The organism is Marinobacter halodurans (genome assembly GCF_004327985.1).
Taxonomy (GTDB): domain Bacteria; phylum Pseudomonadota; class Gammaproteobacteria; order Pseudomonadales; family Oleiphilaceae; genus Marinobacter_A; species Marinobacter_A halodurans.
Genome location: NZ_SJDL01000065.1, coordinates 1 through 9266, shown reverse-complemented (window position 1 = coordinate 9266; position 9266 = coordinate 1). Strand labels below are relative to the sequence as shown.

Here is a 9266-nt window from a genome sequence, read left to right as displayed (position 1 = left end):
GGCTCGGACTACCCGAGCCGAGGGCTTGGACAAGCGCGATGAATGGTCGTGGACCTTGGTGGAATAGTGGCGCGTCGCATATGAACGCGGCCCTGCCCAAGAAGGTGTTCGACCGCCTGTCTCTGGTAAGCTTGCTGGATACGATGAACCGGCTTCAGAGCCAACCATGAACCGCCGTGGTACGGAACCGTATGCCCGGTGGTGTGAGAGGACGGGGGAGGTGACTCCCCCTCCTACTCGATGCCTCACAAAAGTGACCTACGGGGTGTGCAAGCCGGTGCCCACAGGGCAGCCGGAGCACCGCTCCGGCAGGGGCGCACGAGTGGACCGTCCCGGTCCACTCCGGGTCATCGTCGCCGCCCAAAGGGCGGCCACCAACCGGCACCCCAGGCCCTGCCCGTGACCGGTCGCTTTTATGGGTCCCGCAACCCGGACTCACGCACAGTGCCCATCGGGCAGCCGGGTCATCGCCGCCGCCCAACGCTGCCACGCTCCCCCCCCTCCCGCCATGCATTGAGTCCCACCGAACCAGCCATCCGTTGACTCCTACTAAACAACCTCAACCTCCAAAACCGTTCACCCAATAGGGCCGGACACTCACAACCCTTCCCATACCCTTTCCGAAACCGCTGCTTGTCTCCCTTTCCCTCAATGCCGAGCATCCCAGCGCTGTTTTCGCGGAGCCAGCGTCGTCGTCACTCAGCGGCGAGCGTAACTTGCTGCTTGCCAGGGCGCTGCAAGATATTGTCAGACAATCCCCTAAAATTCCCAATCTATGACGCCGCGCACAGTGGCCTTCCCCAATTCCCACTACCATTGCTCAAGAATCAGTCAAAAAAAGAATAAGACCATTCAGAGACACTCATGCTTATCACGCGATTTTTCCGGTGGCTGGCAACAGCAAGGCGCCGAGGGATGAGATGTCAGTATGTACAAACCTATTTGGATTACGCCGCTTCTGTTACTCATGAATGCGGCCGTCGTGCATGCGGAGCTGAAACCGATCAGCGACGAAGCCATGTCGGAGGTTACCGGCCAGGCCTTTGTCTCGGTCGACCGGCAGCAGTACCCGTCGGCTGATAACAACACGTCTTACACGCGGGTCAATCTCGGTATGGATATCGAAATTCAGACCAACGCCGACACGTTCGAACTGGGGCGCTATGAGCGGGATGGTGAAGTCGAGGGATCGTCGGACGTCCTGATCAATAATTTTTCACTGGGCTACATCTATGACTCCTCCTATTACGAGCGTAATCCGGACGCAGCACGTCAGCTCAAGGCGGATGGCAGCGCGTACCAGGATGGTGAGATTGTTCCCTTCAAGATTTCCAATCCCTATCTCGAGTTTGCGTACGACGAATCGACGGAGGAGATCGTCGGGTTCCGGTTTGGCTTCGGTGAGTCGCAGGGGATCCTGTCCGGAGCTATCCAGCAGCTTACCGGTAACATCAATATCGACATCCTGGACCGGGGGGAAGGTCTGAGTGCCGCTGATTCCAATGGCAACCTGTTTGACCAGATGGTTGGTTTCCTGACACCCGTGCTGGCCGGTAGTAGCCCGTTGAAGACGAAGGCGCGGCTGGTCCAGGGAAACCCGGATCGGGATAACTATGGCGGCCTGGATCCGGTGCGCGCCGAATATATTGGTGTGCCGAACGGTGAAAAATTTGTCCTTGAAGACGTCAACTATCTGGTGGCGGGGCTGATCGACATTATTTCTCCCACCCTGAGTTCTGAGCTCTACACCGAGAACTGCTCGTTATTTGGAGGCTGTGACGTTGTCGTGGTTGCCCAGCAATGTGAGGTGCTCGGCATCCAGGCCTGCTTCGATCTGGGAATCTATAACAGTATGCCGGTGGGACAGATTGAGGACGTCAACGGGAAGCGGACCATCACCGGCCCGTCAGACGGAGCCTTTATATCGTTCCAGACCAAGGATCTCGAGTATCTGGCTGATGTGGCCAAGTCGGATCCATCGCCGGAAGATTTCATCAAGGCGACGGCCGGTGCATTTTTCAACATCCCGAACGGGGCTGTCACGGTAAATCTGGAAGAAGCGCTGACAGGCATTGAAGGGCAGCGCCGGGAATACATAGACCGAGGCGTCGGATTGTTCTGATCGAACCGGCCATGGAGAGAATCGCTTGAACCGTATCTGGCTGATAACAAGACTCGCAGCGCTGTTGGCTGTCGCCGTGCCGGGCCTGGCTCATGCCGAGATGCAGAGCCTGTCCGAGAGCGAGCTGTCCAGGGTGAACGGTGCGGGCATCGGTCTTGTGCTGGAGGACTTCAAGTTTGCCCACGGTACCGATGTGGAGAACGGCCAGATATTCCGCATCGGCGGTATCAAGAACTCGCAGGGCGAGGATGTGGAGATTGTCGTGAACAAACTCTACATCGCCGGTGCCGGCAGCAACTACGGCGAGACTCTGACGCCGGTCAACCTCGGGCGCCTGGTAAATCCCTATTCCATCGATGTGGTCGATGGCAATGATATCGGTGTGCCCGATAAGGCCGTCCTGCAATTCGCGGCACCGCACAAGGTGGATACGACGCAGGGCTATGACTGCCTGAGCAGCTCAGCGGCCGCGGGCTCCGGAACCTGTGCCAGTCGACCGGCGAGCGCGGATCTTCCCCAGGGGGAGCGTCCGGACATCGGCCTGCAACTGAACCTCACGGTGGGCAGCCAGGATACTGCCAATATCAATGTGCATGCGCAAAGCGCCGTCATCGACGGGAGCTATATCCGTTTGTGGGGCGATAACGAGCGCAAGCAGATGGTGGGGCAGTTCAAGCTCAACTTCTATACCCCCGAACTGTCGATCAACGCGTGCGATCAAACCACCGCGGTGTGTGGATCCCGCATCATCATGCAGAATTTCGCCCTGGAGCTTGCACTGGGCAATTCGCTGCAGCCGATGTATTTCGATGTGGACGGCACCGGCAATTTCGTACTGGAGGTCGCGGCCATACAAAAACCGGGTGCGGGTACCATCGGTGCCGACGGATTGCGTGACAGTAGTGATGCCGCCACCTGGGACTTCTATAACGACTATTACACCAACCCGGATTACCGGAGCAATCTGGCGATTGGCAACCTGTCGGTCGGGGATCGCGATTTCGGTTCCGGCCGGATCGAAGGCATGTTGATCCAGCACCTCAAGATTCAGACCAAGGACCTGGCGCAATGAGCAAGTATCCATTCAATCGCCTGGGATATATGGCAGGCTTGATCCTGTTGGCTGCTCAGGTATCGCCGGCACAGGCCGAGCTGAATCTTCTCAATGACCAGGCGTTGTCCGGGATTTCCGGGCAGGGTGGGATCTATTTGTCCGGTGACATCAGCATCAACGAGGACGGCGGTCCGATCCAGAACACCTATTTCGGGAGCTGCTCGGACACAACAAAGCGTTGCGGTGCCCGGCTGGCCTACCAGCTCAAGGAAGGTGGCGGCTGGATGGTCCTGGACGACATCCGCGGCAAATTCTCGTTCGAAGGGCTAACCCTGCGTGTACGCAAGATCGACTCCGGCTTTGGTGGCGACGGTGCGTTGTTCAATCGGGATGTCCTGGAAATCGGTCTTCCCAACTTCGTCCGCTATGACTCGGTAACGTTCAAACTGGCGACCAGCAGCACGGCCCGCCCGACCGATCCGGGCTTCCAGCAGACCGACATTTTCTCTGTGGAGATGCAGGGAGATGTCGTTCTGGAAGGAAACCTGCTTGTTTTTCCCACTGGTAATCCGTGATGAGGGCTGCCATGAAACCGTCTGTGATCACTCGTGCCGGAGCGCCGCTTATCGCCCTCCTGGTGCCTGTGAGCCCTTCGGTCCTTGCCGACCTGCAGAGCCTGGATGACTCGGCGATGGCCGGCATCAGCGGTCAGTCCGGCATCACCATGGAGCTGGATCTGGCCGCCACAGCGAACAGTATCTCCTACTTTGACGATGGCAGTGGCATCCACCTGGATGGCTTCCGGATCGGTGCCGCCTCGGATCCCAATGGCCGGGCGCACCAGATCTACAAGATCGATATTCTCGACGATGCCAGCCTGAACCTTGATTTCGTCGTCCAGGATCGCCGGATTGAGTTCACGGACGTCCGTCTGGATGACAATCCGGCAGCCAGTATGGGGGGCGTGTTCTTCGATCATGATCTGGATGGCAATCTTCGGTTGTCGCCGGGCGGTTCGCTCAGTAGCAGTGGCTATACCTACGATGTGAGCTACCAGATGACCAACGGCCGGCTGGGATACCGGACCAACGGAAACGAGGTGTTTCTCGATGGCATCACCATGGACGTCAACGCGCCGGGAATGACGCTGGACGTCGATGGTTCAACACTGGTTCTCGCTTCGCCTTCTGTCACCGGTTCTTTCAGCGTGGATGCCATTCGCTACAGCAATAACCCGCTCAATCACGGCGTAAGCAGTGACGTAACCAGCGGCGCATTGTTGCCCAGTTACGGCTCCCTGAGCGGTGACTTCGACCTGTCCAGCGAAACCTGGATTGCGGCCGGCGGTCGATTCGGTGACGAGGGGATACGGGTCGATGGCAGCACCACCATCAACAGCGCGAACTTCATATACAGCGACGACGGCAATTCGATCGCCCTGCTCGGCATGACCGGGGTCAACACCGTTGATAACCTGCGCCTCGATGTCGCCCTGGATTGGCAGGGAAGGCAATCCCTGGCGCTCACCGTCGACAGCATCAGCGGCAACCTGGATATACAGCAGGTCCAGTTGGGAGGTAACGGCGGGAATCTGGGACAGATCAACCTGGATTATCTTTTTGCCGACCAGACGATCAATGGCCAGGCCTATACCAACGCCGTTTACCTACAGGGCGGGGGAAATGCCGACGCCGGTTCCCAGGGGCTGCGCCTGGCTGCGCAATGGAGTCTGGCCAATGCCAATGTTGCGTATACCGAGGATGGCAACCGAGTGATTTTCAGTGGCTTGCAGTCCTGGGGGCAGGGCGACCTGACCGTTGATGTCACCCGCAACGAGGTGCTGAATGGCACCCAGTTCTACGACGGCCTGCGGATTGGTTTCGAGGGTGTCAAAGGTGGATACCGAATCAATGGCCTTAAGGTGGGGGACGACGATGCGCCGCTTCAGGGCGGGACCGAACTGCTGCTCGCCCTGGGGGTGTTCCCGTCCTACGATTTCGAGATCGACGGCCAGATTACACTGGGCGCCGGCGGTGCCAGCGGCGAGGGACTGACCATTAACTCCGATATCCAGATCACCAACGGTCGTGCTGCACTGGTGGCGGCTCCCTATGATGAAGGCAATGGCGAGGTGTCCCAGAAAGGGCTCTGGGCAACGGAGCTGAACTATGACACCCATGTGCGCGAAATGACCGTGGACGTCACCGATGATGGCCTGGCTATCATCAAGGGCGAGGCCTGGGGCACCATGGACATCGGCAATCTCCGGGTTGGCGATAAGGTGGAGGGCAACAGTTTTGGTCGCTTTGTCGTCCAGAATTACGAGAAAGGCAGCAGCATGACGATCCGTCCCGGTGGCGCCGACAACGTCTGCGTGGGCGGGTCCGGTACCGATGCCAGCAGTTGCGCGGCATCCGGCGGTCTATGGGAAATGCGGGGTGAGGAAGGTGTCACGGTGAGTCTCAAGCAGGTCTTTGCCCGCGCCATAAGCGACACCAAACGCAACGCCTTTATCTGGGAGACCAACCGGAGCCAGGGTGCAGGCGGTCCGGAAAACGGCACCGGTACCCAACTGGTGTTGAATGACATCCATACCAGCGATGGCGAAGACTTGGACGGTGATGGGATTGAGGACAACACCTTCGGTATCCAGACTGATCTGTCGGTCGACATCTACCACACCAAAGTCGTCAAGAAAGAGGACGGTGCGGACGCCAATGGCGTCGTTGGCAACCGGGGCGATGAGAAGATCATGGATACCTCAACTGCGGCCGGGTATCGCTACGTGGCCGCGCCGACCGATACCGAGAAAGCCGATCGCCCCCTGGGATTTGCGGTGCAGGCCCACTCCCGGTTCAAGGAGTTGTCCGTCAACAATATCGACCTGGTCCATCCCACGGGTGGCGCGGCAACAGCAATATACGGCGTGAAGATGCAGAACATGGACATCAGGGCCAACCTTACCGCGACCCCCATCCAGTAAGCTGTCGGGCGACGCCCTGTCGCCCGTTTTGTCTTTTCCGTCCAGCTGTTGTTTAATCCGGCCCATACCCAGTCGCCCCGCACGCGAGTTGTACTCCATGAAAAAAGAGAAAGCACTGCTGTCGATCCTTGCTGACAGGGAATGGCATTCCGGCGAGGACCTGGCCCGTATCCTGGGGGTCAGCCGGACCGCCGTCTGGAAACAGCTGAATCGCCTCATGGACGATGGTGTCTCGGTCGAGCGGGTGCGGGGCAAGGGCTATCGTCTAACCGGCACGGTTGATCTGCTGGATGGTCGCGCCATCCTGGAAGGTTTGCCGCCTGGTATGCGCAGCGCTATTCAGCTCGATGTTTTTGATGTGATTGATTCCACCAACGCTTACCTGATGCAGCAGCCGGATCATGCGGACAGGGCGGTTCGTGTCTGTGTTGCCGATCGCCAGGAGCAGGGTCGGGGCCGCCGGGGCCGCGCCTGGTCCAGTCCGGCAGGCGAGAATGTGTACCTGAGTCTGGGATTGCGCCTGAGGGGAGGCTTCGCCGCGCTTGAGGGGCTCAGTCTGGTGGTCGGTGTCGCTGTGGTGCGGGCCTTGGACAAGCTCGGGCTTGGCCAGGCACGACTGAAATGGCCCAACGATGTACTTGTTGATGCGCGCAAGCTGGCAGGCATCCTGATTGAACTGCAGGGGGAGTTGGAAGGCGCGGCCCGGGTCATTGTCGGCATCGGGATCAATGTGCACATGAGTGACAGCGAGCAGCTCGTCGATCAGCCCTGGATCAGTCTCGACCGCGCCGAGCCGGATGTTCGATGGACCCGCAACAACGTCATAACTGCGGTGGTCGAAGAAGCCCTGACCCTTCTTGAAACCTTCGAGCGGGACGGGTTTGAGGCCCTGCGTGAGCAGTGGCAGGCGTTGGATGCGCTATACGGCCAGCCTTTGCGTACGGAACCCGACGGCGACGAGGGTATCGGTGCGGGTATCGATTCCGGCGGGGCCTATCGGCTCGAGACCCCGGGCGGCGTAAAGGTCCTGCGGGCCGGTGAAATCAGCGTGCGGCGTCAGGTATGAGTCATCTGCTGATTGATGCCGGGAACACCCGGTTGAAATGGCGAGTGGTCGAAGCCAGCGGCGCGCCAGCGGAAGGTGTGGGGTGTCCGGGTGACGCGGATCTCTTCTCCGGCATAGCGCCTGGCGCTGTCGACCGCATCTCGATCTCCACGGTGACTTCGGAAGTGGCGCGCCAGGCGCTGCATCAGGAGCTTGCTTCCCGTTTCGGTGTTACCCCCGCTTTCTATTGGGCGCAGGCAGAGCAATGCGGCGTGCGCTGTGCCTACCAGCATCCGGAAACCATGGGGGCTGACCGTTGGCACGCGATGATCGGAGCCTGGACGGAATGTCGCCAGCCCCTTTTGGTCGTGGACGCCGGGAGTGCGTTGACACTGGATCTGCTGGATGCCCATGGCCAGCATCTCGGTGGCTACATCCTTCCGGGGCATCGCCTGATGCGGGAGTCCCTTGAGGACAAAACGGCGCGAGTGTTTTTCGGTAAGTCGCTGTCACTGGATACCTCGCCGGGACTGAGCACGGGTGAATGTGTTCGGCACGGTCTGAGCTGGCTCTGGTCGTCGGTCATCGACCGCATCGAGGCGATGCGCACGACCTACGGTTTCGAGACCGTTTTTGTCACCGGAGGAGACGGCGAGGATCTTATCCGGTTGGGGCTTGAAGGGCAGTGGCGGCCCTCACTGGTCCTGGATGGTCTGGGGATTGTGGTTCATCGCGAGGCCACCGAATGAAGTGGGTGGTGACGCTATTGGTGCTGCTCAATATCCTGTTGGGCATTGCCGCCATCCGTTGGGCTCCGCCCGGCAAACAGGCACCTGTGGGAAATGAGGGGCGGCTTCCTCGGGTGGCTGAGCTCAAGATTGATGTGCCTTCTGCACCCGGCAAGGAGCAGTCGGCATCCGCTGCCAGGCAGCCGGAGGGGAAAGTCGGCGAGCATCAATCGTCGACGCCCGCCGGCGAACGGCTATGTGGCCGCCTGACGGGGCTGGAATCACGGGCCGAGGCCGAGCGTCTGGTCAGCGCTGCCGGAGTGGATGCCCGGATAGAATCCCTGACCAGGCAGGAAAATGCGCGTCCGCCTTATCATTGGGTGCTGATTCCGCCGTTTCCGTCACGGGAGGCCGCGCTTGGTCGCCTTGAAGAGTTGCAGCGTGCCGGCGTGGACAGCTTCCTGGTGACCGAAGGCGAGTATCGCAATGCCATTTCCCTGGGGCTGTTCGAGTCCAAAAAGCTGGCCGAAGATCTAAACGCACGTTTTCAATCAAGAAATATTGAAACAGTACTGGTCAACGCCGACCGTAATCAGATAAGCTACGCCCTCGTTTTTTCGGTCGCATCAAAGGCTGGTTTCGATCAGTTTTCGCGCGTCGTGGAACGGAGTGCCGGGGATTTGTCGTCGGTTGAAAATGCAGCCTGTGAAGGTGTTGCATCACCCGATAAAAATCCGTAGTATACCGGCCTCGCTGAAGAGGCGAATGTGGGCTGGCGTAGCTCAGTTGGTAGAGCAGCTGACTTGTAATCAGCAGGTCGGGGGTTCGATTCCGTCCGCCAGCTCCACTTTTAAGTTTTCAGTCTGTGCGGGCGAGCGCAGATCTGGAGGGGTTCCCGAGTGGCCAAAGGGATCAGACTGTAAATCTGACGCGAAAGCTTCGCAGGTTCGAATCCTGCCCCCTCCACCACTTATTTGCTCGCGGGCATCGTATAGTGGCTATTACCTCAGCCTTCCAAGCTGATGACGCGGGTTCGATTCCCGCTGCCCGCTCCAGATTTGGCAAGTTAAGTTGTGTGCTCATGTAGCTCAGTCGGTAGAGCACATCCTTGGTAAGGATGAGGTCACCGGTTCAATTCCGGTCATGAGCTCCATTATTTGTCCGGTCAACGTTGCTAGCTGAAAGTTGATTAGGGAGATTGGTCGAATGTCTAAAGAAAAATTTGAGCGTAGTAAACCGCACGTGAACGTGGGCACGATTGGCCACGTTGACCATGGCAAGACCACGCTGACCGCGGCGCTGACGCGCGTGTGTCACGAAGTGTGGGGTACCGG

The 9266-nt window shown here is 59.0% G+C and carries 8 protein-coding genes, 4 tRNA genes and 1 pseudogene; all 13 read left to right on the top strand.

Features of this window, described 5'->3' with window-relative positions:
* Nucleotides 1-170 (top strand): annotated as a pseudogene (locus tag EZI54_RS25180) (group II intron reverse transcriptase/maturase); the annotation flags it as partial.
* Nucleotides 171-928: 758 nt separating this feature from the next.
* Nucleotides 929-2122 (top strand): hypothetical protein, encoded by a 1194-nt coding sequence (locus EZI54_RS22610; protein ID WP_242674568.1) that lies wholly within the window; start codon nt 929-931, stop codon nt 2120-2122.
* 25 nt (nt 2123-2147) lie between these two features.
* Nucleotides 2148-3194: a hypothetical protein gene (locus EZI54_RS22605; protein ID WP_131484135.1), complete on the top strand. Its 1047-nt coding sequence runs from the start codon at nt 2148-2150 to the stop codon at nt 3192-3194.
* 29 nt (nt 3195-3223) lie between these two features.
* Nucleotides 3224-3751, top strand: a complete 528-nt coding sequence (locus EZI54_RS22600; protein WP_131484136.1) for a hypothetical protein — start codon at nt 3224-3226, stop codon at nt 3749-3751.
* Between the two features lie 11 nt (nt 3752-3762).
* Nucleotides 3763-6159 carry a DUF6160 family protein gene (locus EZI54_RS22595; protein ID WP_242674567.1) on the top strand — a complete coding sequence of 799 codons (2397 nt, stop codon included), beginning with the start codon at nt 3763-3765 and terminating at the stop codon, nt 6157-6159.
* A gap of 97 nt (nt 6160-6256) precedes the next feature.
* Complete coding sequence (locus EZI54_RS22590; RefSeq protein ID WP_131484133.1) at nt 6257-7225, top strand: biotin--[acetyl-CoA-carboxylase] ligase; 969 nt, start codon at nt 6257-6259, stop codon at nt 7223-7225.
* Nucleotides 7222-7953: a type III pantothenate kinase gene (locus tag EZI54_RS22585; protein ID WP_131484132.1), complete on the top strand. Its 732-nt coding sequence runs from the start codon at nt 7222-7224 to the stop codon at nt 7951-7953. Before EZI54_RS22590 ends, EZI54_RS22585 begins: the two co-directional genes overlap by 4 nt.
* Nucleotides 7950-8672 carry an SPOR domain-containing protein gene (locus EZI54_RS22580; RefSeq protein ID WP_131484131.1) on the top strand — a complete coding sequence of 241 codons (723 nt, stop codon included), beginning with the start codon at nt 7950-7952 and terminating at the stop codon, nt 8670-8672. The genes EZI54_RS22585 and EZI54_RS22580 overlap by 4 nt, the downstream gene beginning before the upstream one ends.
* Nucleotides 8673-8703: 31 nt before the next feature.
* Nucleotides 8704-8779 (top strand) — tRNA-Thr (locus EZI54_RS22575).
* 38 nt (nt 8780-8817) lie between these two features.
* Nucleotides 8818-8901: transfer RNA gene (locus tag EZI54_RS22570), tRNA-Tyr, on the top strand.
* Between the two features lie 11 nt (nt 8902-8912).
* Nucleotides 8913-8987 (top strand) — tRNA-Gly (locus EZI54_RS22565).
* Between the two features lie 22 nt (nt 8988-9009).
* Nucleotides 9010-9085 (top strand) — tRNA-Thr (locus EZI54_RS22560).
* Nucleotides 9086-9138: 53 nt separating this feature from the next.
* On the top strand, nt 9139-9266 hold a 128-nt coding region (locus tag EZI54_RS22555; protein WP_242674569.1), incomplete at its 3' end, for a GTP-binding protein.